The organism is Henriciella marina DSM 19595 (genome assembly GCF_000376805.1).
Classification (GTDB): Bacteria; Pseudomonadota; Alphaproteobacteria; order Caulobacterales; family Hyphomonadaceae; genus Henriciella; species Henriciella marina.
Genome location: NZ_AQXT01000002.1, coordinates 2,392,647 through 2,417,146 on the forward strand (window position 1 = coordinate 2,392,647; position 24,500 = coordinate 2,417,146).

The 24,500-nt window shown below is 61.6% G+C and carries 24 protein-coding genes; 13 read left to right on the top strand and 11 right to left on the bottom strand.

Features of this window, described 5'->3' with window-relative positions:
* Positions 1-80 precede the first annotated feature (80 nt).
* A complete protein-coding gene (locus tag F550_RS0111835; RefSeq protein ID WP_018148773.1) occupies positions 81-1,199 on the bottom strand; it encodes a serine hydrolase domain-containing protein in 1,119 nt (372 codons plus the stop codon).
* Positions 1,200-1,285: 86 nt separating this feature from the next.
* On the opposite strand from F550_RS0111835, the gene F550_RS0111840 reads away from it, so the two are divergent.
* The 10 genes from F550_RS0111840 (at position 1,286) to F550_RS0111885 (ending at position 9,164) form a co-directional block, all read left to right on the top strand.
* Positions 1,286-1,789 carry a DUF302 domain-containing protein gene (locus F550_RS0111840; protein WP_018148774.1) on the top strand — a complete coding sequence of 168 codons (504 nt, stop codon included), beginning with the start codon at positions 1,286-1,288 and terminating at the stop codon, positions 1,787-1,789.
* Positions 1,790-1,860: 71 nt separating this feature from the next.
* Complete coding sequence (locus F550_RS0111845; RefSeq protein ID WP_018148775.1) at positions 1,861-2,748, top strand: HpcH/HpaI aldolase/citrate lyase family protein; 888 nt, start codon at positions 1,861-1,863, stop codon at positions 2,746-2,748.
* Between the two features lie 3 nt (positions 2,749-2,751).
* Complete coding sequence (locus F550_RS0111850) at positions 2,752-3,099, top strand: ArsC/Spx/MgsR family protein (protein ID WP_018148776.1); 348 nt, start codon at positions 2,752-2,754, stop codon at positions 3,097-3,099.
* 64 nt (positions 3,100-3,163) lie between these two features.
* Positions 3,164-3,373, top strand: coding sequence for a hypothetical protein (locus F550_RS0111855; protein ID WP_018148777.1), 210 nt, complete (start codon positions 3,164-3,166; stop codon positions 3,371-3,373).
* 89 nt (positions 3,374-3,462) lie between these two features.
* Positions 3,463-4,497, top strand: a complete 1,035-nt coding sequence (locus F550_RS0111860) for a MaoC family dehydratase (RefSeq protein ID WP_018148778.1) — start codon at positions 3,463-3,465, stop codon at positions 4,495-4,497.
* Positions 4,498-4,555: 58 nt separating this feature from the next.
* A complete protein-coding gene (locus F550_RS0111865) occupies positions 4,556-4,978 on the top strand; it encodes a hypothetical protein (protein WP_018148779.1) in 423 nt (140 codons plus the stop codon).
* A gap of 28 nt (positions 4,979-5,006) precedes the next feature.
* Complete coding sequence (gene dapF / locus F550_RS0111870; RefSeq protein WP_018148780.1) at positions 5,007-5,825, top strand: diaminopimelate epimerase; 819 nt, start codon at positions 5,007-5,009, stop codon at positions 5,823-5,825.
* Between the two features lie 89 nt (positions 5,826-5,914).
* Positions 5,915-7,195 (top strand): tRNA (N(6)-L-threonylcarbamoyladenosine(37)-C(2))-methylthiotransferase MtaB, encoded by a 1,281-nt coding sequence (gene mtaB, locus F550_RS0111875; RefSeq protein WP_051076870.1) that lies wholly within the window; start codon positions 5,915-5,917, stop codon positions 7,193-7,195.
* Positions 7,192-8,535: a signal recognition particle-docking protein FtsY gene (ftsY, locus tag F550_RS0111880; protein ID WP_018148782.1), complete on the top strand. Its 1,344-nt coding sequence runs from the start codon at positions 7,192-7,194 to the stop codon at positions 8,533-8,535. Before mtaB ends, ftsY begins: the two co-directional genes overlap by 4 nt.
* Complete coding sequence (locus F550_RS0111885) at positions 8,532-9,164, top strand: 5-formyltetrahydrofolate cyclo-ligase (protein WP_018148783.1); 633 nt, start codon at positions 8,532-8,534, stop codon at positions 9,162-9,164. Before ftsY ends, F550_RS0111885 begins: the two co-directional genes overlap by 4 nt.
* Here F550_RS0111885 and F550_RS0111890 read toward each other — a convergent pair whose 3' ends face one another.
* Genes F550_RS0111890 through argH form a run of 4 tightly spaced genes read right to left on the bottom strand, consistent with a single transcriptional unit; the run spans position 9,165 to position 14,798 of the window.
* Positions 9,165-11,834 (bottom strand): DUF4175 domain-containing protein, encoded by a 2,670-nt coding sequence (locus F550_RS0111890; protein ID WP_018148784.1) that lies wholly within the window; start codon positions 11,832-11,834, stop codon positions 9,165-9,167.
* Positions 11,822-13,087, bottom strand: a complete 1,266-nt coding sequence (lysA, locus tag F550_RS0111895; RefSeq protein ID WP_018148785.1) for a diaminopimelate decarboxylase — start codon at positions 13,085-13,087, stop codon at positions 11,822-11,824. The genes F550_RS0111890 and lysA overlap by 13 nt, the downstream gene beginning before the upstream one ends.
* Positions 13,088-13,098: 11 nt before the next feature.
* Positions 13,099-13,380, bottom strand: a complete 282-nt coding sequence (gene lptM, locus F550_RS17720; protein ID WP_018148786.1) for an LPS translocon maturation chaperone LptM — start codon at positions 13,378-13,380, stop codon at positions 13,099-13,101.
* Positions 13,377-14,798: an argininosuccinate lyase gene (gene argH, locus F550_RS0111905; RefSeq protein WP_051076834.1), complete on the bottom strand. Its 1,422-nt coding sequence runs from the start codon at positions 14,796-14,798 to the stop codon at positions 13,377-13,379. Before argH ends, lptM begins: the two co-directional genes overlap by 4 nt.
* 24 nt (positions 14,799-14,822) lie before the next feature.
* On the opposite strand from argH, the gene F550_RS0111910 reads away from it, so the two are divergent.
* Positions 14,823-15,413 (top strand): TlpA family protein disulfide reductase, encoded by a 591-nt coding sequence (locus tag F550_RS0111910; protein ID WP_018148788.1) that lies wholly within the window; start codon positions 14,823-14,825, stop codon positions 15,411-15,413.
* Here F550_RS0111910 and F550_RS0111915 read toward each other — a convergent pair.
* A complete protein-coding gene (locus F550_RS0111915) occupies positions 15,410-16,252 on the bottom strand; it encodes a hypothetical protein (RefSeq protein WP_018148789.1) in 843 nt (280 codons plus the stop codon). The genes F550_RS0111910 and F550_RS0111915 overlap by 4 nt on opposite strands.
* An 86-nt stretch (positions 16,253-16,338) precedes the next feature.
* Here F550_RS0111915 and F550_RS0111920 point away from each other — a divergent pair, with 86 nt between their 5' ends.
* On the top strand, positions 16,339-17,001 hold the full coding sequence (locus tag F550_RS0111920; RefSeq protein WP_018148790.1) for a Fe2+-dependent dioxygenase: 663 nt from the start codon (positions 16,339-16,341) through the stop codon (positions 16,999-17,001).
* Here the strand turns inward: F550_RS0111920 and F550_RS0111925 are convergent.
* The 5 genes from F550_RS0111925 to rpmB form a co-directional block, all read right to left on the bottom strand.
* On the bottom strand, positions 16,998-18,062 hold the full coding sequence (locus F550_RS0111925; RefSeq protein WP_018148791.1) for an esterase-like activity of phytase family protein: 1,065 nt from the start codon (positions 18,060-18,062) through the stop codon (positions 16,998-17,000). The two genes, F550_RS0111920 and F550_RS0111925, sit on opposite strands and share 4 nt — an antisense overlap.
* A 20-nt stretch (positions 18,063-18,082) precedes the next feature.
* Positions 18,083-20,086, bottom strand: coding sequence for a cobaltochelatase subunit CobT (cobT, locus tag F550_RS0111930; protein ID WP_018148792.1), 2,004 nt, complete (start codon positions 20,084-20,086; stop codon positions 18,083-18,085).
* Between the two features lie 93 nt (positions 20,087-20,179).
* A complete protein-coding gene (gene cobS, locus F550_RS0111935) occupies positions 20,180-21,163 on the bottom strand; it encodes a cobaltochelatase subunit CobS (RefSeq protein ID WP_018148793.1) in 984 nt (327 codons plus the stop codon).
* An 89-nt stretch (positions 21,164-21,252) separates the two neighbouring features.
* A complete protein-coding gene (locus tag F550_RS0111940) occupies positions 21,253-22,938 on the bottom strand; it encodes an amidohydrolase (protein WP_040500532.1) in 1,686 nt (561 codons plus the stop codon).
* Positions 22,939-23,054: 116 nt separating this feature from the next.
* Positions 23,055-23,357, bottom strand: a complete 303-nt coding sequence (gene rpmB, locus F550_RS0111945) for a 50S ribosomal protein L28 (protein ID WP_018148795.1) — start codon at positions 23,355-23,357, stop codon at positions 23,055-23,057.
* A 210-nt stretch (positions 23,358-23,567) separates the two neighbouring features.
* On the opposite strand from rpmB, the gene F550_RS0111950 reads away from it, so the two are divergent.
* On the top strand, positions 23,568-24,434 hold the full coding sequence (locus F550_RS0111950; protein WP_018148796.1) for a DUF3108 domain-containing protein: 867 nt from the start codon (positions 23,568-23,570) through the stop codon (positions 24,432-24,434).
* Positions 24,435-24,500 lie beyond the last annotated feature (66 nt).

Below are 24,500 nucleotides of genomic sequence, written 5' to 3' on the forward strand. Positions count from 1 at the left end.
GGCCCAAAAAAACACTGCCGGGACACCGCCCAGACACCATGGCTACACCCTCCCTTGTGCAGGAAACGCAGAAAACTTTCCTACAGGCAGCCATAGAGCGCATCCACCAGGCGCCGCGCACGCGGATCACCCTGAAGATAGCTCGACTGCTTGTTCATGACATAGGCCGCAGAAAGGCGCCGGTCCGGGTCCCCGAGCGCAAGAGAGCCGCCCCAGCCTGAATGCGCGAGCGTCTCGGGGTTGGGCCCATAGATGCCCAGATTATTGCGCATGACGCCGGCCGCAAACTCGGTCACGAAGGGCAGGACGAGGTCCTCGCCAAGCACACGGCGACGGGTCAGCTCCCGAAAAGACGTGTCCGGAATCAAGGGCTTCCCGTCCAGCATCCCGCCATTTGCATAGATGCCGTAGAGCTCTGCCACCGATCTTGCCGTACCATGACCATTGGCAGATGGGATCTCGATCCGCCGCCAGTCTGCGCCGCCGCGACTGGGAGAGGCCCATTTGGTCAGGAAGGCCGTCTTCTTGTAATCATTGATCTCTCCAAGCTGTGGCAGCTCTTTCGGGCGCTGGATATCGGCCACCCGGCCATGCTCGCTGTCGGCCAGGCCAATGTGGAAATCGATGCCGGAAGGCGCGCAGAACTCCTCGCGCAGGATGGTACCAAGCGTACGCCCGGTAATCCGCTTGACGATCTCTCCCGCCAGATAGCCCCATGTGGTCGGGTGATAGCCATGCGCCGTCCCCGGTTCCCACAGGGGTTTAAGATCCGCCAGCGCAGCAGCGAGATCGTCAGGATCGAGCCAGAGCTCTGGGTCGATCGGCTCGGCGAACCCGACCAGGCCAGCCTGATGCGACAGGAGCTCGCCGATCGTGATGCCTTCCTTGCCGAGCGCGCCAAATTCCGTCCAGACCGCCCTGACCTGTGTCTCATAACCCTCGTCCAGCTCACCGATGATCGACGCGATGACGAGCGCAGATATGCCTTTCGTCGTCGAATAGACGGGGACCAGCGTCTCTTCATCCCAGGCCTGCTCGCGCTTTCTGTCGGCAAAACCGCCCTGCAGGTCGATGATGATTTCACCGTCCAGAATGGCGGTAAAGCCTGCGCCAAGCTCTTCTCCGGCATCGAAATTCTGCTCGAAAACTTCGCGAACAGGCTCGAACCCGTCGGCGACATGGCCCCTGATCTCGCTCATCGGCTGCTCCTCAATCTGGAAGACTGGGCTGAACGTAAGGCCCGCTCCGTGCGTTACGAGAAATGAATAACAATCGAGGAGACGAGATGAAACAGACACTTCTGGCCGTAGCAGCGTTTGCCACCCTCACACTTGGCGCCTGCCAGACCGATGAGCCCCGTCAGCAAGCCGTCATCAATCCTGATCTTGCCGACCAGCCTGCCGCTCAGGCGCTTGTCGCCGAGAACAGCGCGCATGACTATGCAACCACCGTGACGCGGCTCCAGAGCGCGCTCGAGGCCCGGCCTGTCACGATCTTTGCCAAGGTCGACCATGCCGAAGGTGCCCGCGGCGCCGGCATGCAGCTTGCCCCGTCGGCGCTCTTCATTTTCGGCAATCCGCAAGCGGGCACGCCGCTGATGCAGGCCAACCCCGCGCTCGGGCTTGAGCTACCAATGAAAATACTCGTCCTGGAAACCGAAAACGGCGTCCAAATCCTGCGTCAGGATATCAGCGCGGTGCTTCGTCAGTATGGCGTCGAGGCCGCGAGCGTAAACGCGGCTCAGATCGAAGAGACGCTGGCCGGCATTGTCGCTGAAGCAGCCGGGTGATCACAGGCTGGACAAGCCGGACGCGGGAAGGCATCGAGAGGCCGTCAATTCCATAAAGAATGAGGCCTCCAATGCCGTCCAGCGCCAACCGTCCCCGCCGATCCTGTCTCTATATGCCCGGCGCAAATGCGCGCGCGCTTGAAAAGGCGAAATCGCTGGCAGCGGATGCCGTAATTCTGGATCTTGAGGATGCTGTCGCGCCCGATGCCAAGCTCGAGGCCCGCAAGACGGTGTGCGAAGCTGTGAAGGCGGGCGGCTATGGCCAGCGCGAGGTCGTGATCCGGATCAACGGGCTCGATACCGAATGGGGCCTCGACGATCTGAAAGCGGCTGTCGAAGCGGGCCCGGACGCGATCCTGGTGCCCAAAGTCATCGATGGCAGCGACGTCGACAGGCTGGACGATGCCCTGTCGCGGGCTGGCGCGCCGGATGATCTGGGTCTCTGGGTCATGATCGAGATGCCCAAGGCGCTTCTTAACATTCAGGACATTGCCGAAGCCGTCGGCCGCACGCGCCTCAACGCGTTTGTCATGGGCACCAATGATATCGCCAAGGAGCTGCGAGCCACCAATGATCCGGACCGCACAGCCTTCCAGGCCTTCTTCGGCCTGACGCTGGCCGCCGCGCGCGCCTATGACATCGTCGCCATTGATGGCGTCTATAATGACATTTCCAATTCAGACGGCCTCGAAGCCGAGGTACGCCAGGGCAATCTGCTCGGCTTTGACGGCAAGACACTGATCCATCCAAGCCAGATCGACATCACGAATGAGGTCTTTGCCCCCACCGAGGCAGACGTGGCGCAGGCGCGCGACGTCATCGACGCCTTTGCCGACCCGGCGAACAAGGGAAAAGGCGTTTTGAAGGTTAATGGCAAGATGACAGAGCTTCTGCATCTCGAAGAGGCAAAGCGTATCGTCGCGGTTAATGAGGCGATCAAGGCGATGGAGGCAAACTGAGCCATGACATATACGCTACTCCACCACACCGGCTGCTCAACTTCACGCAAGGGCCTCGCCCTGCTGCAGGAAAACGGGATCGAGCCGGAGATCCGCAAGTATATGAACCAGTCCGAGGCGCTCAGCGTAGATGAGCTGAAGGATATCGCGGCGAAGATGGGCGCGTCGTCGCCGCGAGAGTTTCTGCGCGACAAGGATGCGCAGAAATTCGACATTCCACCGACACTGGATGATGACGCGCTCTATGCCGCGATGGCGGAGAATCCGAAGCTCATCCAGCGCCCGATCGGCATCAATAATGGCAAGGCCGCGCTGGGCCGACCGGTAGAGAAGCTGCTGGATATTACCTGATTGGATGAAATTTTATCTATTCTGAGAGCGTGATGTTCAGCCAGGCGCGATATTAACCACAGGCATGAGCCTGCTTATCCTTACCGCTTTCGTCCTTATCGTCCTGGCTGCCGCCCTCTTCTTCGGGCCGTACTTCGTGGCTTATGGCCCCGATGGCTTCAGGGATATCGTCCGGCGCGGCGACGCGCGGATGATCAGCCTGTTTCTGGTGGGTGCGATAATTCTCGCCATCCTCCTTCCGGGACAAGATCCGGCCTTGATCTCAAGGGTCTAGCCGGTGCAACTGGTCCCCGCATAAGTTGACGGGGCCAGACCTGACCGCATGACCGGTCAACGCGGCCCTCGCGAATTTCAGAGGGCGATATGACCAAATCAAATCCGGGCCATTATTTCGAAGACTTCAAGCCAGGCATGGAGCTTGTCCACGCTACCCCGCTGACCGTTTCGACCGGCGACATCTCCCTCTACCGCGCGCTGACGGGCACCCGGCATGCGCTTTATTCGGCTGAGACATTCGCCACCGCCAACGGGTTTGACGCGCTGGCGGTAGATCCGCTGCTGGCCTTCCACGTTGTCTTCGGCAAGACGGTGCCCGACATCTCCCTCAATGCGGTCGCCAATCTTGGCTATGGTGACGGCAAATTCCTGAAGACCGTCTATCCCGGCGACACGCTGACAGCGATCTCCGACGTGATCGGCGTCAAGGAAAACTCCAACGGCAAGACGGGCGTCGTCTGGGTTCGCACGCGCGGTGAGAACCAGCGCGGTGAGACGGTCCTCTCCTATGTGCGCTGGGTCATGGTGCACAAGAAGGACCCATCCAGTCCCGCGCCTGAGGCAAGTCTTCCTGCCCTTCCCGACGCTGTCGCAGCTAGCGATCTAACAGCGCCTGAATATAGCGACTGGAACAGTGCGCTTGCCGGATCTAGCTGGCGTTATGATGATTATGCGGTTGGCGAGAAGATTGACCACGTCGACGGCATGACCGTTGAAGAAGCTGAGCACCAGACCGCCACCCGCCTCTACCAGAACACGGCCAAGGTCCATTTCGACGCGCATGCACAGGCGGGCAGCCGCTTCGGCAAACGCCTCATCTATGGCGGCGTCGTGATCTCGATTGCGCGCGCCCTGTCCTTCAATGGCCTCGAAAGCGCCGCCCAGATGCTGGCCATCAATGCAGGCACCCATGCCGGGCCGCTCTTTGCCGGTGACACGGTCTATGCCTGGTCTGAAGTGCTCGACAATGCAGAGCTGTCGGCCAACACCGGCGCGCTGCGCCTGCGGCTTGTCGCGACGAAGAACCACCCCTGCAGCGATTTCCCGCTTAAGGGAGAGGACGGCAAATACCATCCGGATGTCCTGCTCGACTTTGATTACTGGGCAGCGATCCCCAGATAGGCCGTCATGAGACACGCTGACCCCCAGGCCCTACGCAACATACCGGCCGGCGCCTGATATGGGCGGCGTTCCCGGCTTTGACGGCATCGCCTTCGTGGCGACAGTCATTGCGATCCTCTTATCAGCCATTGCGAGCCTGCTCGGCACAATGACCCGCAAACAGCAGGTCGATAATGGCGTTGTTGATGCCGCGCTCCTCTGTGAGCTGACGGGCATTCAGGACCCGCGCATCCTGCAGGACGTTTTCGGCCCGCCGACGATGAACCGTATGTGGCAGGGCCTCACCCTGTCCGACATCACATCCGAGCGCCGCTTTCCGGGCTATCTGATCAGTGATGACCGTGTGGACTGGGCCTGTATCGCCGTCGCGCTTGTCTCCTTCTTCTGGCAGCACCCGCTGATGGACGGTCTCGTTATTACCGCCGCCATTGTGCAGATCGCGGGCTGGGCCCTCGCCTATCAGCTGCCCCGGCAAGTCTGAGCTTCCGCTGACGCAGTTTCGGGCCTACATGTCGGCCATGAAAGTCTGGAAGATGAATGGTGCCGGCAATGCGTTCGCGGTCTTTGATGCGCGCGAAAGCAGTTTCACGCCTGATGCAGAGAAGATCCGCAGCATTGCCGCTGAGATGAAGGCCGATCAGGTCATGTCCATCGAGCTTGACCCCGCCGCCGACGCCTTCCTGCGCATCTGGAATTCCTCTGGCGAGCAGGTTGGGGCCTGCGGAAACGGGACACGTGCGGTCGCCCACCTCTTGCTCGAAGAGGCTGGCGCAGACCGCGTCGCCATCCGGACCTCGGCCGACCTTCTGAAAGGCGAGCGCGCGGCAGGCGGGCTCGTTACTGTCGATATGGGTGAGCCCCGCATGGGCTGGGAAGAGATCCCGCTGGAAGAAAAGATGGATGTGCGCGGCGTCGATGTACGTATCGGCCCGATGGATAAGCCATATCTTTCAAAGCCTGCCGTTGTCTCCATGGGCAATCCGCATGCGGTCTTCTTCGTCGAAGATGTCGACGCCTATAACATTCCGCAGATCGGGCCGCTGGTTGAATGGCATCCGCTCTTTCCAGAAGGCACAAATGTCGGCTTTGCGCAGGTGATCGACCGCGAGACGATCCGGCTTCGCGTCTGGGAGCGGGGCGCCGGCCTGACCAAGGCATGTGGCACGGGCGCGTGCGCCGCACTGGTCTGCGCCGCACGGGCCGGAAAGACAGACCGCAAGGCAAAACTCATCCTGGATGGCGGCGATCTCATCATTGAATGGCGTGGCAGCGATAATCACGTCATGATGACCGGGCCGGTCGAGGTCGAGATGAGCTTCGAGATCTGAGCCCGGTGCGGGCCGGCCATCCTGCCCGCGAAACCTTGATTTCAGAGGCGTTCGGCGCGATGTGGCGGGTCTCGACAGGCATTCTGAACATGACGGCAACAAAAGACCCTCAGACGAAGGCCCGGGTGATCACGCTCGGCTGCCGCCTCAACTCCTATGAGAGTGAGGTGATGCGCGGGCATGCGGAGTCTGCAGGCCTGGATGACGCCATTATCGTAAACACGTGCGCGGTCACCTCAGAGGCGGTCCGAACGGCGCGCCAGACGATCCGCCGCGCGAAGAAGGACAATCCAGGTGCGCGCATCCTCGTAACGGGCTGCGCCGCGCAGATCGATCCCGGCGAATTTGCCGCCATGCCGGAGGTCGACCGCGTCATCGGCAACCATGAAAAGATGCAGGCCGGTACGTGGGTCTCGCCAGCGATGCATGAGGGCCACGAGAAGATCCTCGTCAACGACATCATGTCGGTGAAGGAAACGGCCGGCCACCTCATCGATGGGATGGAGGGACGGGCGCGCGCCTATGTTCAGGTCCAGAATGGCTGTGACCATCGCTGCACCTTCTGCATCATCCCTTACGGCCGCGGCAATTCCCGCTCCGTACCTGCTGGCGAGGTGGTCCAGATGGTCCGCCGCCTGGTTGAGACGGGCCATTATGAAGTCGTGCTGACCGGTGTGGACCTCACCAGCTGGGGCGCGGACCTTCCCGGTCAGCCGCAGCTGGGCAATCTGGTCCAGCGTATCCTGAAACTGGTGCCGGAGCTGGAACAGCTGCGCATCTCATCCATAGACGCGATCGAGATGGACGACGCCCTGTTTGAGGCAATGGCCGAGCCGCGTCTTGCGCCCTTCATGCACCTGTCGCTGCAGCATGGCGACAATCTGATGCTGAAGCGGATGAAGCGGCGTCATTCGCGCGAGGATGCGATCGTGCTCGCTGAGAAACTCCGCGCCATCCGGCCTGATATGGCGCTTGGCGCCGATATCATTGCTGGGTTTCCGACAGAGACCGAGAGCGCCTTCGAGAATTCAATGCGTCTTGTAGAAGACTGCAACCTCTCTTTCCTGCACGTCTTTCCCTACAGCCCACGGCCCGGCACGCCGGCGGCCCGCATGCCGCAGCTTGAGAAGTCGATGATTAGGGCCCGCGCGGCGCGTTTGCGCGAAGTGGGCGACAAGGCCCTTGCCCGGCATCTGGACACCCATGTCGGCGGTCTGCGCGATGTGCTTGTCGAGCAGGAGGCCGATGGGCGCCTCTCTGATTTTTCCCGTGTCTCGCTGACCGGCTTTGCGACGCTGGAGGCTGGACGCCCCACCCCGGCGCGGATAGTCGCTCATGATGGGCAGAAACTGATTGCGGAGCCTGCATGATCCTCTGGTTCGGAAAGAAGAACAAGAAACAGGAGCTTGAAGAGGCTGGCGCGGAGATGCGCGAACCTGAGCTCACGCCAGGGGAGCTCGCCGCAAAGGAAGCGGCCGAGAAGGAAGAGGCTGAGCGTAAAGCCGCCGAAGAGGCCGCAGAAGCCGAACGCAAAGCGGCTGAGCAGGCCAGGATCGACGCGGCCATCGCCGAAGCGAACCGGGCCTGGGAAGAGCGCCAGAAAAGCGAGGCCCAGAATGCCGACGATGAGGCTGCGCGCCAGAAGGCCGAGAACGAATTAAAAATTCTCGAAGAGCGCCGCCGCGCCGAGGCCGCCCGCGAAGAAGCGCGCCGCAAGGAAGAAGAACGCCAGGCCGCCATCGCGCGGGGCGAACCAGACCCCTATGCCGAAATCCGAGACCCCGGCTTCTTCGGCAAACTATCCGGCGGGCTTTCGAAATCATCCTCCAAGCTCGGCACCAGCCTCACCGGCATGTTCGGTGGCCGCAAACTCGATGATGAGGCGCTGGAAGACCTCGAAGACCTTCTCATCACATCCGACATGGGTGCCAAGGTGGCTGCGAAGATCACCGCCAATCTGGCGCGCACCCGCTTCGACAAGGACGTCGATGACGATGAGATCCGCCGCGCGCTGGCGAGCGAGATTGAAGCGATCATGAAACCGCGCGAACAGATCGTCGACTTTTCAGACGGGCCGCGCCCGCGTGTTGTCCTGTTCGTCGGGGTAAACGGATCTGGCAAGACGACGACAATTGGCAAGATCGCCTCCAAGCTCAAGGATCAGGGCGCAAAGGCGCTGCTGGTGGCGGGCGATACATTCCGCGCCGCCGCCATTGAGCAACTGACCGTCTGGGGCGATCGCGCGGGCATTCCCGTCCTCTCAAAACCGACCGGCGCGGACGCAGCAGGACTTGTCTATGAAGCCATCGAACAGGCGCGCCGGGATGATCTTGATCTGGTGCTGGTCGATACGGCCGGGCGTCTTCAGAACAAGGCAGAGCTCATGTCTGAGCTCGCCAAGATCGTCCGCGTTACGCGCAAGCTGGACCCGGACGCGCCGCATGACGTGATCCTCGTCCTCGATGCCACTGTGGGCCAGAACGCACTGAGCCAGGTCGAAGCCTTCCGGCACACAGCGGACGTTTCCGGCATCGTGATGACAAAGCTTGATGGCACAGCCAAAGGCGGCGTGCTTGTTGCTGTTGCCGAAGCCCATGATCTGCCGATCCATTTTGTCGGCGTCGGGGAAAAAGCCGAAGACCTGCAGCCTTTTAGCGCTGAGGCCTATGCCAAGGCGCTTGTCGGCCTCACCGAAGAGGAAACGGTTTGATCGCCGAGGAAAAAGCCGCCCTCCGCCACGAGCTGAAAACCGTTCGTGAGGAAGCGCATGCGCGCGATCCCGATGCGGGCGAAACGCTGGCCGGCAAGTTTCCGTTGAAGCTGCTTGAACGCTATGGGCCAGTTGTGGCCGGCTACCTGCCCATCGGAAGCGAGATAGACCCGCAACCCTTGATGGCGCGGCTGGAAGCTGAAGGCGCGCAGCTTGCCCTGCCCCGGCTTGAAGCCGACCCGCCGATGACGTTCCGGAGCTGGAAAAGCGGGGATGCGCTCGAAGATGGCCCGATGGGGCTGCAGCAGCCACTTCAGACGGCGGAGACCGTTCAGCCAACTCTCATCCTGATGCCGCTTCTGGCCTTCGATAATATTGGTGTGCGTCTTGGCTACGGGAAGGGTCACTATGATCGCGCAATCAAGGACCTGCGCGAGGCGGGCCGGGTTTTCGCCTGCGGCATCGGCTTTCATGCGCAGATGATCGACGACCTCCCGTCAGAGCCGCACGACCAGCCGCTTGACTGGGCGGTCACCGAGCGCGGCTCTGTGCCCATTTTCATGATGCGAACTTTCCGCGAAAATGAAGCCAATGGCGGTGATCCTGATGACGGGCCCGGCGCGGCCTGATCAGAACCGGTCGAGCAGGCGTTCCAGATAATCGCGCTCTTCCTCGTCCGGCGTCTCACCATAACGGCGGCGAAGCTCCTCGAGGATATCCTTGGCGCGCTGGCGTTCTGCCTGGTCAGGAATTGTGACGTCCCGGTTGTCTGAGGTGCCACCCATCGGACGCCCGAACGGGTCGACCTGATCGGAATTATTCCCGTATTCATCGCCCAGCCGTTCGCGGCGAAGCTCATCCAGCTCACCGGCGAGATCCTGCGCCAGATCACGTATCTGGTCTGTGGCATCATCCTGATTGCGCTGGGCGCGGAACCCGTTTCCATCTTCAAGGGCTTCGGCCGCCCGGCGCTGCGCACGTTCGATGGCTTCGAGAGCATCTTCGTCCACCGTGCCGCCCGGCCCGTCTCCGTCTTCGCTGGACCCACCCTGGCGGCCGCGTCGCTCTGCAAGCTCATCGACCAGATCGCCCAGACGGCTCTGGCGCTCGGCGAGCGAGGTTCCCGGACCATCCTGGCCGTCCTCGCCCTGCGGTGATCCGGGCTGGTCGCTTTCCCCTTCTTCACCGGGCTGCTGGCCATCCTCTTGCTGGCCAGGTTGCTGGCCCGGCTGTCCGGGCGGACCACGGCGCTCGCCACGCTCCTCGGCCAGCGTGTCATCATTGAGTTCACGTTGTTCGCGCAAAAGATCTGAGAGCTCGCGCAGTGTCTCGGACATCTCGCGTTCTTCTTCAGGCAGGTCTTCCTCATTCTCGCCCTGCTGCGCTCCAGGCATCCCTGGCATGCCATCACCGCTGCCATTGCCCTGCTGGAATTCGAGGTTCTCGAGCATGTTTGTGATGTCAGACAGCAGCTGGCGAGCCTGGTCGCTCGCCCCTGTTTCAGTCAGGTCCGAGAGCGCATCCAGCATGTCTGCAAAATCCGAACCCCCAAGGGCCGAGCCGCCGCCACTTTGCGCGCTGTCTGTATCACTTGGCGGGGCATCAAGTCCGTTCGCCATGGCCTCGGCCATACGGGCCGCGAGATAGTTCTGAGCCGCCTGTTTGAACGCTTCCAGCCGGCGCTGGATCTCGGCTTCCGAGGCACCATCGCGCAGCGCTTCTTCCAGCGCCTGACGTGCCGCCTGCAACGCCCGAAGTGCATCAGCGGCGCTGCCATACTCTGCCCGCAGCGCAAGAGACCACAAAAGCGGCTCGGTCGCATCGGCTTCATCGGTAGAGCTTGCCGCCTGCAATATTGAGCCTGCGTGGCTAAGTCCGAAGTACACACTTACATCTTCGAAAAAGCGTTCTGGCTTGTAGGTCACCGCCTCAATCATGAGCGAGGCGCGCTGGATGCCCGCTGGGGCGCGATCGATACGCTGCGTCGCCGCGGTAAAGACTTCGCCCGCCTCAAGGCTTTCGCGGTTAGGGCTTTCGACCTCTTCATAGGCGTCATCTTCGCGCAGGATGGTGACACGAATGTCCTGGATCGCTTGTGCCAGCGGCTGCAGCAGCAGTTTCTCTGGCAGGATGAAGACAGCCGCTTCACTCATTGTTGACTGGCCGGCACCATCGGTTGCCCGCAGGAAACCGCGCACTTCCAGACCGGCCCAGCGATGCCGGGTAAGGTCGAGCGCCGTTGTCTCTTCAGCGTTCTTTGGGGAGACGCCCGGCAGCTGCACCGCCACCGTATCGGCGGTCGCGTCACCGCCTTCGTCGACGCGGTAGAGGACGAGCTCGAGACTTTCGACACCGTAGTCGTCGCTGGCTTTCCAGGAAAACTCTGTCTTGTCGGTAGGCGTCAGCTCCGGCGTTGAGACCCATTCGACCACTGGCGCTTCGTCCGGCGAGGCGCGCACTCGCCAGACTGCCCGCTCTCCCCACCAGGTCACGCGGACCTCACTGTCGGCGGTGATCACCGCGCGCGCCTCATAGGCACCTTCTGGGGTCTTTGCAAAGCGAAGGCGCTCGCTATCATCGGCGCTCTCTATCACAAGGCGCGGCGCTGATGGCGCCTGCACGCGCACGGTAATTTCGGACCCGGCCGGCACGCGAACCGGCGCATCTCCCGACGCAAGAAACACTGGCGGCTTGCCGGTATGTTGTGGCGGCGTAATCCACGCCTCGATGCGGATCGTGTCAGCGCCGAACAGACTACCAATGTCAGGGCTGAAGGCCCGCGACAGACGGTCCCCGGCACTGGCAAATGTTAGAAGCGCCGCCGCAGCAAGCAGCGCAGGCAGCAGGAAACGAAGGTAAAAGGGATCTGCTGCTTTCCAGCGCGCGCCGAAATCCGGATGATCGAGGCGGCGGGCCGCATCGGTGAGGCGGGTTTCATGGACGCGCCACAGCGCAACACCGCTCGCTTCCGGTCTGGCCGGCCGGTCAGCAAGTGCGGAAAGCGGACGCAGCTCCGACCGGCGATCCAGCTCCCTTATCGCCTCAGTTCTTTCCGGCGCTCTGAACCGCGCGGCGCCGATCAGCGCCAGTGGGATAAGCCCGACAAGGAAGATAATAAGCGCGATGGAGGCAAGCTGCTCGCTCGCAACATCCACCAGCCCGGTGAGCACCATGAGAAGGAAAAGCGAGACAAAGACGGCGAGCGGCCAAAAGGCCCGGGCCGCACTCAACCGCCAGAGCGCCGCTTGGGTCCGGGCGATCTTCGGCTCTAGTCCGGGGATCCTTTTCAGCTCAGCCAATCGGGCATGCTCTCCAGTGCGATCATCTCATCGAAGTCCGGGCGCCTGCGAATGACAGCATAACGGTCACCGTCGACCAGCACTTCCGGGACAAGAGGTCTCGCATTGTATTGCGACGAAAGCACGGCGCCATAGGCCCCAGCTGACATTAGAGCGAGACGGTCGCCGCCTTCAATGCGCGGCATGTCGCGCTCTGCAGCAAACTTGTCGGTGGACTCGCAGATGGGCCCGACAATGTCGTAGCGCACGGTTTCGTCAGAGGACCCGCGCTCGCGCACCGGCAAAATCTCGTGATAGGCCTGATAGAGGGCCGGGCGCATGAGGTCGTTCATGCCGGCATCGACCATCAGGAAGTTGCGCTGGGGGCCAGGCTTCACGAAGAGAGCTTCAGTGACAAGCACGCCTGCATTGCCAGCGATGACGCGGCCGGGCTCAAGTATGACTTCCAGACCCATCCCTTCGGTGACCTCACGGATCATCTGCGCATAGGCCGATGGCGGGGGCGGATTATCTGTGGACCTGTAGGGGATGCCCAGCCCGCCGCCGAGATCGACGCGGCGGATATCATGTCCGTCTTCGCGAAGCTCCCGCACCAGCGTCATGACCTTCATGAACGCGGCGCGCATTGGGGCGATGTCATCAATCTGGGAGCCGATATGGACGTCAACACCAACAGCCTCGACACCGTCGGTCTCAGCAATCTGAGCATAGGCCTCGCGGGCCTCAGCCCATGGCACACCGAACTTGTCGCCCGCCTTGCCTGTCGAGATATTCGGATGACCGCCCGCAGCCACATCCGGATTGACCCGCACGGCGACCTTGGCCGTCTTGCCCATGCTTTTGGCGACGTCTGCCAGCACGGTGAGCTCGGCAGAGCTTTCGATGTTGAACTGGTGGATACCCTCTTCCAGGGCGAGGCGCATTTCTGCCCGTGTCTTGCCAACCCCGGAAAAGACGATGCGCGCCGCAGGAATGCCCGCCTTGCGCGCGCGCAGAAGCTCACCGCCGCTGACGACATCGGCGCCGCAGCCCTCATCGGCCAACGTCTTCAGAACACCGAGATTGCCGTTGGCTTTGACCGAATAGGCGATCAGGCAGCTCATCCCGTCGAAGGCGTCGGCGATCACGCGCGCGTGACGGCGGAGCGTTGCGGCGGAATAGACATAGACCGGCGTGCCAATATCATCGGCAATCGTATCCAGCGCCACATCCTCGCAATGGAGGCGGCCGTCTTTATAATCGAAGTGATGCAACCGGTTGGCCTCTATTCAGGCGAGACGTCGCCCAGACCAGACTCGCCGATATCGGCCGCTGGGTCTGATTTCGGGATCTCGCCGCCAAGCTCATTGTAATAGGCCTCGTCCGCCGACTTTGCCGGCGCCTGCGCCACAGCAACGGGGGCCGAGACAGGCTGGCGGGCCTCTTCATCTGGCGGCGATGAGGAAAAGATTGGAGGCGGACGGTCAAGATCACCGCGCACGCCGCAGCCACCAAGGCCGGCACATGCCAGAGTAAGAAGGCCGATCGCGCTCAGTGGTTTCATCATGTTGTGGCCTCCACGCCCAGACGTTTGGTCCAAAGTTCAATCTGCTCACGCACCCGGACAGGTGCGGTGCCGCCATAGCTTTCGCGGCTGGCGGCGGATGCTTCGACGCTTAGCACGGAAAAGATGGCGTCGGTAAGACGCGGTTCGACTTCCTGCATGGAATTTAACGAAAGCGCCTCCAGGCCGACCCCCTCTGCCTCTGCCATCGCGACGATCTGGCCCGTGACGTGGTGTGCATCGCGGAAGGGCAGTTTCAGTTCACGCACAAGCCAGTCGGCAAGGTCGGTCGCCGTCGAATAGCCCTTCGCCGCCGCCGCGCGCATATTGTCCTTGTCGAAAGTGATCGTGTCGATCATGCCCGCCATCGCCTTGGCGCAGAGGCCAAACGTATCGAAGGCCTCGAAGGTGAGGCGTTTGTCGTCCTGTAGATCCTTCGCATAGGCGAGCGGCAGCGCCTTTACGGCGCCCTGAAGGCTGGCGAATTGTCCTGCGATCAGGGCTGACTTGGCGCGGATAAGCTCGGCCGCATCCGGATTGCGCTTCTGCGGCATGATGGAGGAGCCGGTCGACCATTCATCCGACAGCCGTGCAAAACCGAACTGCGCGCTGGTCCAGAGAACGAGCTCTTCAGCCAGACGCGAGAGATGTGTCGCGGCAATCGAGAGCGCCGCCAGCGATTCAAGCGCGAAATCGCGGGCAGAAACAGCATCGAGCGAGTTCGCCATCGGCCGGTCAAAGCCGAGCGCCTCGGACACCATGTCGCGGTCGATCGGGAACCCGGTTCCAGCAAGCGCAGCAGCACCTAGCGGCGACTCATTGGCGCGGAGGGCCGCGCCCAGCAGCCGCGATTTGTCGCGCTCAGCCATCTCGACATAGGCCAAGAGGTGGTGGCCGAGGGTAACAGGCTGCGCGGTCTGCAAATGGGTGAAGCCCGGCATGATCGTGTCGGCGTTTTCGCTGGCACGGCGAAGCAGGACCCGCTGCAACGCCGTCAGCGCGCCTGCGGCTTCGCCAAGCGCGCCGCGCGTCCAGAGCCGGAAGCCCGTCACGACCTGATCATTGCGGGAGCGCGCCGTATGAAGCCGCCCGGCAGGTTCGCCGATCAGCTCCTTCAGGCGCGCCTCGATGTTCATGTGGATGTCTTCAAGCTCGACCCGGTAGGGGAAGGTCTCCGCCTTCACTTCTTCCAGCACTTGGTCGAGACCGCCCTGTATGGCCTCATTGTCTTCAGCGGTGATGATGCCCGTCTCGGCGAGCATGTCGGCATGCGCGCGGCTGCCCGCAATGTCCTGAAGCACCATGCGGCGGTCCACATCAATCGAGGCATTGATCGATTGCATGATATCGGACGGTTGCGCGGCAAAGCGTCCTCCCCACATCTGCTGGCCTTTTGAGGGCTTATCTACCATGTCCTGCATCCTGAGAAATGAGAGGGTATCGGCATGTCCCGCCTCGTGAAATTTGGTCTTCCGGCACTGTTCGTCATCGGTCTTGTCGGCGTGTCTTTGACATTGCTGCAGGCAACTTCCAAGGGCGGAAATGCCGATCGCATTGCGCAGCTTGCCACAGGCTCGCTATCCGGGCTCGACGTGTCGGGCCGCGGAGACCCTGCATCCGACGCCAGCTTTGATGACCCGTCTGGCAGCCCGGTTACGCTGAAAGACTTCCAGGGCCGTACGATCCTCGTCAATTTCTGGGCGACCTGGTGCGGCCCTTGTGAGCGCGAAATGCCGTCGCTTGCCGCGCTTCAGTCCATGAAGGGCGACGAGAAGTTCAAGGTCGTCGCCATCAGCGTGGATGCAGAAGAGGACCGGGACTATGCCCGCCAGCGCCTGCAGGAACTGACGGGCGGCGTCATCGATTTCTATTTCGCACCGCCCGAGCGCTGGGATATTGTCTATGACAGCGGCGCCCGCGGCTTCCCGACCACAGTCATCTATGACGAGGCGGGCATAGAGATCGCGCGCCTGGCAGGTGAAGCGAACTGGGACTCATATGAAGCCGCCGCCCTGATCGACGCGGTCAAGAATTAGCGAAGCCCGGAAAGCTCCAGCTGAACGCGGGCCACCTGCGCGGCGATTTCGCTGACCGGGGCAGGGTCGGAGCCCGGGACCGGGGCTTCCGGCCACATCGCCTGAAGCCGCGCTAATTCGGCGCGCACGGCGTCGCCGTCTTCGCCCTCAAGGTCAGCAGCATAATCGGAGGCGACGCGCACAAACCCGAATGCATCCTGATATTCGCCGGCATTGACGATCTCACCATCAACGACGCCGATACGGTATTCCTCGAGCGTCGTCTCCATGAGGAAGTCGAGGATTTCCACTGGGTCGCCGCCGGCCTGATCAGCCATGTCGGCGAGGTTTTCTTCGGCTTCTTTCAGCTGGCTTTCGATCTCGTCGGAGGCCGTTCCAGCTTCAAGCGCTTCGGAGATATTTACGAAGAGATTGCTCTTGAAGCCAAGCTCATCGAGGCCCTCGCGTTCTGCAGCGTGGGTTTCGGAGACTGGGTGCATCATATGGACCGATGCAGGCTCCACAGCGCCCGCGCGGTAAAGCGCGAGGCCCGCCTCGACATGGCCGCGCATGAAAGCAAGGCGGTTATGGCGCTCCAGCGACCCGGTGTCGTGGCCGCCAGCTTCGCCGCCTTCACCTTCTCCACCTTCGCCTTCGCCCATCTCGCCAGAGGCCCCTGCCATCTCGCCTTCGTCCTCGCCAGACATGGCTGCGGTATCCTGGTTTTCGCTAATGGCGGCGCTCTCACCAGCCTCACCGGCGGCTTCACCAGATTCGCCGCCGCAGGCAGCTAGCGCGGTTGTCGACAGTAGAGCGGCCGTGAGGCCAAAACGAACAAGATTGCGGGGCGTGAAACTCATGGGACTTCTGCTCCAGACGTGGGAAGAGTGGCTTTAAACTGTGACTGACTTAGTGCAAGTAAGTCTCAAACTCAATGAGGGGCGCCATGTTCTTTACGATCCCGGACCTGCTCAATGCCGAGGATGTCGACCGCGTGCGCAAGAAGGCGTCCGCGCTCGACTGGCGTGATGGAAAGCTGACGGCTGGACGGACAGCCAGGCAGGTAAAATCCAACCTTCAGGCCGACCTCTCCTCGCGCGCAGGCAAGGGTCTGCATGATTTTCTGTTTAAAGCGGTTTCAGGACATGACGCCCTGAAAGCAGTGGCCCGCCCCAAGCGCTTTTCCCGGTTGCTGCTGAGCCGCACCGAGGACGAGGGCCATTATGGCTTCCATGTCGACAATGCGATCATGGGCTCTGGCGAGGTGAATGTGCGCACGGACCTCTCCTTCACACTCTTTCTGTCCAATCCAGACTGCTATGAAGGCGGCGCGCTGACGCTTTCGACGACCGCAGGCGAGTTCACCGCCAAACCAGATGCCGGAACGCTCGTTCTTTATCCGTCCGGCGCCATCCACCGCGTCGAGCCAGTGACGAGCGGGTCGCGCCTTGCCTGCGTCGGGTGGATTGAAAGCCGTATAAGGCGCGCGGACCAGCGTGAGCTCCTGGCAGACCTCGAAGCCCTGCGCGCGAGCTTTTCGCCCAAGGCGGAGCAACGGCTCGTCCTCGACAAGTCTATTTCGAACCTGATCAGGATGTGGGCCGACTAGTCTCGCACCGTCTCGAACACATAGAGAAGCGTCCGCTGATTATCGCTGAAATTGTCGTCCGACAGAATAAAGATACGGTCCTCGCCTGACGCCAGCGGCATGACCGCAATCGCCTCGAAATTATCGAGGGCCAGCGGTGCCCCCATGAAGGCAAGGGTCTTTGTTTCACCCTCTTGCGAGCGCACGCGGATCGAGATCGTATTCTGGCGCAAGAGCGGGTTATAGGCCCGGTGAAGGCTATAGAGTCGGCCCCCAGCCTCATCTAGACCCACAAGCGGCGCGCCTTCTGCGTCCACCCAGTTCGTGCCCGCAAAGGAAATACCACCCGCTTCGGTCACACGGCCAATCGGCCCCTTGCCACCGGTCAGTGTTTCTATGCCGACGAGAAGCGCATCATCCATCATGACGAGCCCTTCTGATCCTGAATTCTCGCTTATCGATCGCCCGAGACCTGTTGGCCGGTCGCCCATGCGGGCGATCGGTACCGCGGCGGCATTCCCGCCGCAGCGGTCGAAGGCATAGGCCGCGACCCTGTGGTTGCGTTCGAAGCTCACAAAGGCGGCGCCATCGCGCACATGCAAACCCTCGGCATCGGCGTCCGCCTTGCCCGTCAGCACCTCGCCATCCTGGTTGCGCAGATAGGTCAGCGTCGCCTGCCCGCGCGGGACCAGCGCCTCCTGATCGAACGGTATGGCGACCAGCGCGCCCGCATCAGAGACAGCCAGCAGATCTCCGCCCGGCAGGATATCAAGGCCTGAAAGGCCACCAAACGAGGCGAGCGGCGCGTCCAGCGCCCAACCTGCCCTGAACGAAAGACCCGTCAGCGCGTCTGCGACCTTGTCATCTTCACCAAGCTCGACCGGCTCCGCCGCCATGACGAAGGACATGGCAAAACCTTCGGCGGCGCCATTGGGGCAGGAGAGGTCTCCAAGCGTGCCGGCAACACTCTCATAGCTCCAGGGCGCAGCGTCGGGACTGGCCGGGGTGACAGGCGTGCCAGAACTGCAGGCGACCAGCCCCATCGCCATGAGTGAAATGGAAGGCACGAGGATGTTTTTCATCTGTTTCCTGTCCGGAACGGTCAGCTCTTGGTCGCTTTGCGCGCGATTTCCTGCATCGAGGTGCGCTTGACATCCCGCGAGCCATAGCGCGGGCCACCGCGCGCGGTCTCCGAAACGCCACTTGCCGCCTTCTGGCCGCCACCAGTGCCACGCGGCATCTGCACCGCCATCGCTTTCTGGTCAGGCAGATTACCTTCTTCATCGAAGAGGCTGGCAAGTTGTTCGGTGATGGCTCCGCCCAGCTGTTCGGCGTCGACGAGGGTTACGGCACGCCGATAATAGCGGGTCACATCATGGCCGATGCCGATGGCGATCAGCTCGACCGGGCTACGGTTCTCTATTTCAGAGATCACCTGGCGCAAGTGCCGCTCAAGATAATTGCCGACGTTCACGCTGAGCGTGGAATCGTCAACCGGCGCCCCGTCAGAGATCACCATCATGATCTTGCGCTGTTCGGGCCGGGCGAGGATGCGGTTATGCGCCCAGAGCAGGGCCTCGCCATCGATGTTTTCCTTCAGGAGGCCTTCTCGCATCATCAGACCAAGATTACGCCGCGCGCGGCGCCACGGATCATCTGCCGACTTGTAGACGATGTGACGAAGATCATTGAGCCGCCCGGGACCGGCAGGCTTGTTCGCCTTCACCCAGTCCTCACGGGCGAGCCCGCCCTTCCAGGCCTTGGTCGTAAAGCCGAGAATCTCGACCTTCACACCGCAGCGCTCAAGCGTTCTGGCGAGGATGTCGGCACAGAGCGCCGCAATCATGATCGGGCGGCCACGCATTGAGCCGGAATTATCCAGGAGCAGCGTCACAACCGTGTCGCGAAACTCGGAGTCTTCTTCCTGCTTGAAGGAAAGCGGTGCCGTCGGATCAGTGATCACGCGCGTCAGGCGCGCTGTGTCCAGCACGCCCTCTTCAAGATCGAATGACCAGGACCGGTTCTGCTGTGCCATGAGCCGGCGCTGCAGCCTGTTGGCAAGCTTCGAGACAGCGCCCTGCAGGGACTGGAGCTGATGGTCGAGATAGGCGCGCAGCCGCGTCAGTTCTTCTGGATCGCACAGGTCTGCGGCTTTGGCGATCTCATCATGCGCCGTGCTGAAGACGCGGTAGGAGAAGTCCTGCTTTTCATCCCCGTCGCGATAATTCGGGCGAAGCGGCTTTGAGCCCTCATCGCTCTCGTCGAAGTCTTCTTCGCCGTCAGCCTCAGCATCCGCGTCAACGGAAACGTTGGTCTCTTCGCCTTCGACGTCGTCGCTTTCGCCAGCTTCCATCTCTTCGGTGGACGAGCCTTCGGTTTCATCGCCCTGATCGGGCTCGTCGCTGGAGGCTTCCTGCTGATCGGACTCTTCTTCGCTCTCGGATTCGTTTTCGTCTTCCTGTTCGTCGCCAGCCTCATCGCCTTCGGTGAGGTCCTTGATGAGGCGCTGGACGGTCTTTGCGAAAGCGCGCTGATCGTTGAGCTGGCCAAGCAACTCATCAAGCGCATTGCCCCCGCGCGAGGTAACCTCGTCGCGCCAGATCGAGGCGATGCCTTCGGCTTCCGCTGGCAGTTTGCGGCCCGTCAGCTTTTCACGCAGCAGGAACTCGACCGCCGGCGCGATGGGCGCATCCGTGCGGTCCTGCATGCGGCTATAACCTGCCTTTTCACACCGGGCTGCCAGCGCCGCGTCGAGGTTTGCGGCCGTGCCGTCCATCGCATTGGCGCCGATCGACTCGATGCGGGCCCGCTCCGCGGCTTCATAGACCTGGCGGGCCATTTCGCCGCTTGGCCTGTCAGCCGCGTGCGCAGAGGCATCATGGTGGGCCATGCGCAGCGACAGCGCGTCTGCCTCACCGCGGGCGCGGGCTGCCTGTTCGGGCGAAAGTTCCCGGGGCGGCGATTGCAGGACGAGGCGGCCCTCTTCTATACGGCCAGCCTCTGAGACAAAGCTCGTTTCCACGTCGCGCGTCTGGCTCATCGCCTTGGCGGTCGCGGCCAGTGCCTGCTTGAACAGTTCGAGGGGCGTATCGTCCTTGTTAGACATGGTCCTCACTTAGCGCCCGGTTTCGCAGTTTCGAAGGGTTTTGCGAGTCCCCCAGCGGCGCGGTCACCACCCGGCGGACTGCTTTCTGGCAGATCAGGCGACGCGCACCATCAGCGCGCTCTCTGGCAATTCCTCACCGAAGCAGCGCTGATACATCTCAGCGACCAGTGGCCGCTCAAGTTCGTCGCACTTGTTAAGGAAGGTCATCCGGAAGGAATGGCCGAGATCGCCGAAGATCCGGTAGTTCTCTGCCCAGGTGATCACCGTGCGCGGGCTCATCACGGTCGAGATATCGCCGTTCATGAAAGCGTTGCGGGTCAGGTCTGCAAGGCGCACCATTTTCGACAGGAGCTCCTTGTCGAGGTCGGTTGCCTTGGTCGCGACGATCTCCACTTCGGCATCATGCTCGAGATAGTTGAGCGTGGTGACGATGCTCCACCGGTCCATCTGGCCCTGGTTAAGCTGCTGGGTGCCGTGATAGAGGCCGGTCGTATCGCCAAGGCCGACCGTATTGGTCGTCGCGAAAAGGCGGAAATACGGGTTCGGCGAGATCACCCGGTTCTGGTCGAGCAGGGTGAGACGGCCAGAGGCTTCCAGAACGCGCTGGATCACGAACATCACGTCCGGGCGGCCAGCATCGTATTCGTCAAAGGTAATCGCGACCGGGCGTTGCAGCGCCCAAGGCAGGATGCCTTCGCGGAATTCGGTGACCTGAACGCCTTCTTTCAGCACGATTGCGTCCTTGCCGACCATGTCGATCCGGCTGACATGGCTGTCGAGGTTGATGCGGATCATCGGCCAGTTAAGCCGCGCCGCAACCTGCTCGATATGGGTCGATTTGCCGGTGCCGTGATAGCCCTGCACCATCACACGGCGATTGTGCTCGAAGCCCGCCAGGATCGCCAGCGTTGTCTGAGGATCGAAGCGGTAGGATTCGTCAATCTCCGGCACGTATTCGGTCTTCGTTTCGAAGCCGTGCACGACCATGTCGGTGTCGATGCCGAAAACATCACGGACCTTGATCTCTACGGTCGGCTCAAGCTCGGTCAGAACATCGGTATCGCTGGTCAGGCTCATGAATTATCGTCCTCGAAATTGTCTCGCGGGTCTCAAGATGGGGTTCTAACACGCGAATGAAATGCGACTAGTGCGACGTCAGGTAAAGGTCAGTCGGTCGCAGACCAGACAATTTCGCCCTGCACGACTGTCATCACTGCATTTAATTCCAGAATCTCGTCTTCAGGTACGCTCATCAGGTCGGCGTCAAAAACAGTGAAGTCAGCCAGCTTGCCGATCTCGATCGTGCCGAGATCGTCTTCCATGAAGGCGGCATAGGCCGCCGATGAGGTGAAGAGGGCAAGCGCGTCCTCTCTGGAAAGCGCCTGTTCCGGGTGCCAGCCCTCACCGGAATTGCCGTCGAGGTCCTCGCGCGCCACAGCGGCATAGAATTCGATCAGGGGCGAGCCAACTTCGACGGGGGCGTCCGAGCCGCCCGCAATCACAGCGCCAGCGTCCAGCAGGTCCTGCCAGGCATAGGCCCCATCAAGCCGGTCCATGCCGAGACGGGCCGGCGCAAATTTCAAATCGCCAATTGCATGCGACGGTTGCATGGACGCGATCAGGCCAAGACCAGGCACGCGGGCAATGTCATCGGGGTGGAGGATCTGCGTGTGCTCGATGCGCCAGCGTTTGTCGGCGCCAAGTCCAAGCTCCTCATAGACGTCGAGGATGCGCCGGTTCGCAAGGTCACCGATGGCGTGGATCGCAAGTTGCACCCCTTGCTCATCGGCCTTTTGCATCAGCGCACTGAGGCCATCCGGCTCCAGAAGGGCAAGGCCGCTGGTATCCGGGCGGTCCGAATAGGGCTCAATGAGTAGCGCGCCGCGAGAGCCGAGCGCGCCATCCATGTAAAGCTTTACTGCGCGGTTTGTGATCGTGTCCGTTTCAAACGAGCGGGCCTCTGCAATGGCAAACCCATCCTCGTCAAATGCATTATAGATACGGATCGGCAGTCCGCCGTCACCATCAAGCTCCGCCATTATCCCGGCATGGTCTGCCGGGACACTCATATTATGAAGGCCGGTCCAGCCGCGCGCAGCGTAGACGCCAGCGCCCTCGACATAGGCCCGCCGGATATCTTCATCACTTGGCTGAGCGACGAGACCCCAGAGCGGCGTCATCGCATTATCGATCAGGATACCGGTCGCATTGCCATCGGCATCGCGTTCGATCTTGCCGCCGTCCGGATCGGGCGTCGCAGCGTCGATACCGGCCGCTTCAAGCGCGGCCGAGCTTGCGACCAGCGCGTGCCCGTCGGAGCGTTGCAGGATAACGATCCTGTCGCCGACAACGGCATCAAGATCGGCCGCACTCGGCATGCGGCCTTCTGGCCAGCCGGTCTCGATCCAGCCGCGACCGACAATGATCGCCTCCTCGCCAAGGCTCTCGGCTTCTGCCGCTATACGCGTGACCAGCTCTTCGATGGAGGCGGTTCCAGTAAGGTCCAGCGACAGTTCTCGTTGTCCGATCCCCAGAAGATGGGCGTGGCTGTCGGTAAAGCCCGGATACATGAAACCATTGTTCAGCGAGACAAACTCTGCGTTTTCGATATCGACCTGCGCATCGACACTATCGGCCGTCCCTGTCCAGACGATGCGGCCATCCGCATCGACAGCAACAGCATCCACAGTCTGGCTCCCGACACCGGTATAGATTGTGCCGCTTGAAAAGACCTTCGTCGCCACTGGCTGCGCCATATCGGCGGCATCTGTCGCATCGGGGACGGGTGTCTCGGCCTGCGGGGCACAAGCCGCCAATATAGCGGCGGACAGAATTAAGGCGTTACGCAACATGGTCAGGCTCCCAGCTCATCTTTCGTCACTGGCTGGCGTATATATCGGCGCAACGCAAACAAAAACGCGCCCCGAAGAGGAGCGCGTTACTGTAAATTCGAAGACCGTCTGTAAGCCTACGCTTCGGCTTCAGCAGCTTCCGTTGCCTGCTTCTGAAGATCGCGTTTGACCTTCAGCGCCTTTGGCGAAAGCGTATCGTCCTTGGACTGGGCCAGATAACCGTCGAGGCCACCTAGCTTGTCGACCGTGCGGAGCGTCTTTGCGGCGATGCGCAGGGAAACGTTCCGGTCGAGGGCATCAGACCGCAGGGTAACGTTGACGAGGTTCGGCAGGAACCGGCGCTTCGATTTGACGTTCGAGTGGCTCACTCGGTTGCCGGTGATCGGCTTTACACCTGAAAGTTCGCATTGGCGTGCCATGGGGCGCTCGCTTATAGTGTTAGATAAAATCAGAAGCGGCGCTAATACGCGCCAGGCATCCAAAGGTCAACCGCTACACACATCCCTTAGCATAAGGCCGAACAGTGTTATTGTTGCGGCGAACCAAGGACGCCCCTGTTCACCTTCCATTGGGCTGTGCACATATAGGACCGAATGCTGCAAAGCCCGGAATTTAAGGACATCCCTCTTATGAAAAAGCTGATCGCTGCCACAAGCCTCATTGCGCTTGCGACCGGAGGCCTGTCATCTGCGCAGTCCGCGCCCACCGCCATGGCTACACCGCTGACCGATATCCGCGACGGCGAGCCCATGCGCCTTGTCTATGAGGTGAAGGCGACAGCCTGGGCGCTCTTCATCCCGATTACGGGCCGCGCGAATTTCCGCATGGACCTGAAACCGAACACCTATTCCATCAAAGCCAACGTCAAGACGACGGGCCTGGCCGATATCCTCGTCAATTATGACATGCGCCTGGCCGCCAGCGGTTATGTGCGCGACGACCATCTGCAGCCTTATGCCTATGTCTCGCAGAACCGCGACGGCAAGAAGAACCGCCGGGTCGAGATGACCTATGGCAGCGATGATGTCGAGATGACCGCAACGCCGGCTTTCGGCAATCTCGGCGAACCCCCGGCAACGCCCGCCCAGAAACTTGGCGCCGCCGATCCACTGACTGCTTTTCTGGGACACGCGTTCCTGCCCCGTCCGGCAAACGGAAACCCCTGCGGCGGGCCAATGAAGATCTTTGATGGGCGTCAGCTGACCTATCTGACGTTCGAGAATGCGGGCCTGAAAGAGGTCAAGACCGACGCCTTTCGCGGCGAAGCCTATGAGTGCCATGTCGATATGGACAAGGTCGCCGGCTACGATGCCGACGAGATCAATGCGAAAGAGACGCTGACCGGCATTGATGGCCCCCTTCGCATGTGGATGGCGCCAATGGACAATGGCACTTACATGCCTGTGAAGATCCAGGCTGACACCGATGCCATCGGTACGGTGACGCTCCAGGTGTCGAAACTTCGCTACGAATCTTTGGAGACAGGGTCCAACTAGACCGCGTCTGCGACTGAGTATCCTGGCCAGCCACCGCGTTGACCGCTTCAGGCGGCGCGGCTAAGG

Coding starts and splice junctions, on each gene's coding strand:
- cobS (WP_018148793.1), bottom strand. CDS start 21,163: ATGAGCCTGACCAGCGATACCGATGTTCTGACCGAGCTTGAGCCGACC.
- ftsY (WP_018148782.1), top strand. CDS start 7,192: ATGATCCTCTGGTTCGGAAAGAAGAACAAGAAACAGGAGCTTGAAGAG.
- F550_RS0111920 (WP_018148790.1), top strand. CDS start 16,339: ATGTTCTTTACGATCCCGGACCTGCTCAATGCCGAGGATGTCGACCGC.
- mtaB (WP_051076870.1), top strand. CDS start 5,915: ATGACGGCAACAAAAGACCCTCAGACGAAGGCCCGGGTGATCACGCTC.
- F550_RS0111840 (WP_018148774.1), top strand. CDS start 1,286: ATGAAACAGACACTTCTGGCCGTAGCAGCGTTTGCCACCCTCACACTT.
- F550_RS0111835 (WP_018148773.1), bottom strand. CDS start 1,199: ATGAGCGAGATCAGGGGCCATGTCGCCGACGGGTTCGAGCCTGTTCGC.
- F550_RS0111860 (WP_018148778.1), top strand. CDS start 3,463: ATGACCAAATCAAATCCGGGCCATTATTTCGAAGACTTCAAGCCAGGC.
- argH (WP_051076834.1), bottom strand. CDS start 14,798: ATGCAGGACATGGTAGATAAGCCCTCAAAAGGCCAGCAGATGTGGGGA.
- lptM (WP_018148786.1), bottom strand. CDS start 13,380: ATGATGAAACCACTGAGCGCGATCGGCCTTCTTACTCTGGCATGTGCC.
- F550_RS0111865 (WP_018148779.1), top strand. CDS start 4,556: ATGGGCGGCGTTCCCGGCTTTGACGGCATCGCCTTCGTGGCGACAGTC.
- F550_RS0111850 (WP_018148776.1), top strand. CDS start 2,752: ATGACATATACGCTACTCCACCACACCGGCTGCTCAACTTCACGCAAG.
- dapF (WP_018148780.1), top strand. CDS start 5,007: ATGTCGGCCATGAAAGTCTGGAAGATGAATGGTGCCGGCAATGCGTTC.
- cobT (WP_018148792.1), bottom strand. CDS start 20,086: ATGTCTAACAAGGACGATACGCCCCTCGAACTGTTCAAGCAGGCACTG.
- F550_RS0111910 (WP_018148788.1), top strand. CDS start 14,823: ATGTCCCGCCTCGTGAAATTTGGTCTTCCGGCACTGTTCGTCATCGGT.
- F550_RS0111940 (WP_040500532.1), bottom strand. CDS start 22,938: ATGTTGCGTAACGCCTTAATTCTGTCCGCCGCTATATTGGCGGCTTGT.
- F550_RS0111950 (WP_018148796.1), top strand. CDS start 23,568: ATGAAAAAGCTGATCGCTGCCACAAGCCTCATTGCGCTTGCGACCGGA.
- F550_RS0111915 (WP_018148789.1), bottom strand. CDS start 16,252: ATGAGTTTCACGCCCCGCAATCTTGTTCGTTTTGGCCTCACGGCCGCT.
- F550_RS0111925 (WP_018148791.1), bottom strand. CDS start 18,062: ATGAAAAACATCCTCGTGCCTTCCATTTCACTCATGGCGATGGGGCTG.
- rpmB (WP_018148795.1), bottom strand. CDS start 23,357: ATGGCACGCCAATGCGAACTTTCAGGTGTAAAGCCGATCACCGGCAAC.
- F550_RS0111845 (WP_018148775.1), top strand. CDS start 1,861: ATGCCGTCCAGCGCCAACCGTCCCCGCCGATCCTGTCTCTATATGCCC.
- F550_RS0111855 (WP_018148777.1), top strand. CDS start 3,164: ATGAGCCTGCTTATCCTTACCGCTTTCGTCCTTATCGTCCTGGCTGCC.